Raw genomic sequence first — 1,349 nt, 5'->3', positions numbered from 1 at the left:
ACAAACCGCTCCGCCGTCAGTCCGCGACGCCCCAGATACCCACGAGCCACCTGCACCCCACCGATATACAACTCACCCGCCACCCCCACCGGCACCGGCCGCAACCGCTCATCCAGCACCAGCAACCGCATATTCGCCACCGGCCAGCCCACCGGCACCACCTCACCCAGCAAGTCACCCACACCCGCCTCGAACACACAACAACCCACCACCGTCTCCGTCGGCCCGTACTCATTCACCACCACCGACTCCGGATGACGCCCCAACCACGCACCCACCACCGACCCCGCCAACACCTCACCACCCACCACCACCGACCCCACCCCACCCTGCTCCTCCCCCGACTCGGCCAACACCCCCAAATGACCCGGCGTCAGCTTCACCAGCCCGAAATCCCGCCCCGCCAACAACCCCGCCAAACCCTCCACACCACCCCCCGCACTCATCCACACCGGCGACCCCGACACCAACGGCACCCACAACGACGTCACCGCCAGATCAAACGCCAACGACGAAAACACCGGCGCCCCACCCGACCGATAAAACCCCGACGCCCACCCCACATAATTCACCAACGCCCCATGCTCCACCGCCACACCCTTCGCCACCCCGGACGACCCCGACGTATACATCACATACGCCAACTGCCCCGCCGATATCCCCACCTCAACAGCAGACGCCAATTCCACCTGCAGAACAGTCAACGGATCATCCAAAGCCACCAAACGCACCCCACCCGCCGGCATATCCCCCAACAACTCCACCGTCCCCACCACCACCGACACACCCGCATCCCCCAGCACAAACGCCAACCGCTCCACCGGCAACTCCACATCCAACGGCACAAACGCAGCACCCGCCTTCCACACCCCCAACATCCCCACCACCGCCTCCACACCCCGCCCCACACACACCCCCACCACCGACTCCGCCCCCACACCCAAACCCCTCAAATACCCCGCCAAACGCCCCGCCCGCGCATCCAACTCCCCAAACGACACCTCAACACCACCCTCACACACCACCGCCACCGCACCCGGATCCCCCACCACCCTCCGCCCGAACAACTCCACCACCGACCCCACACCGAAATCCACCACCGCACCACTCCACCCCTCCACCAACCCAACCCGCTCCACCTCACCCAACACACCCACATCCCCCAACAACCCACCACCACCAGACTCCAAAACCGCCACCACATTCCCCACAGCCGTCTCCACCATCCCCGCCACCCGCACCGGATCCACCCCACCCACCACACCCACCACAACCCCAAAACCCACACCCAAATCATCCACCGCCACATCCAACGGAAAATTCGTCCGGTCCTTCGCAAAAACCGTCCG

The 1,349-nt window shown here is 65.2% G+C and carries 1 protein-coding gene; it reads right to left on the bottom strand.

Annotated features, from left to right (window positions below; all coding sequences use genetic code 11):
• The coding region (locus ACFZDK_RS55870; RefSeq protein WP_390987136.1) for an AMP-binding protein at nucleotides 1–1,349 on the bottom strand (1,349 nt) is incomplete at both ends.

This window comes from Streptomyces sp. NPDC007901, assembly GCF_042959465.1.
Classification (GTDB): Bacteria; Actinomycetota; Actinomycetes; order Streptomycetales; family Streptomycetaceae; genus Streptomyces.
The sequence above is the reverse complement of the archived record's forward strand: the minus strand, read 5'-3'. Positions and strand labels throughout refer to the sequence as shown.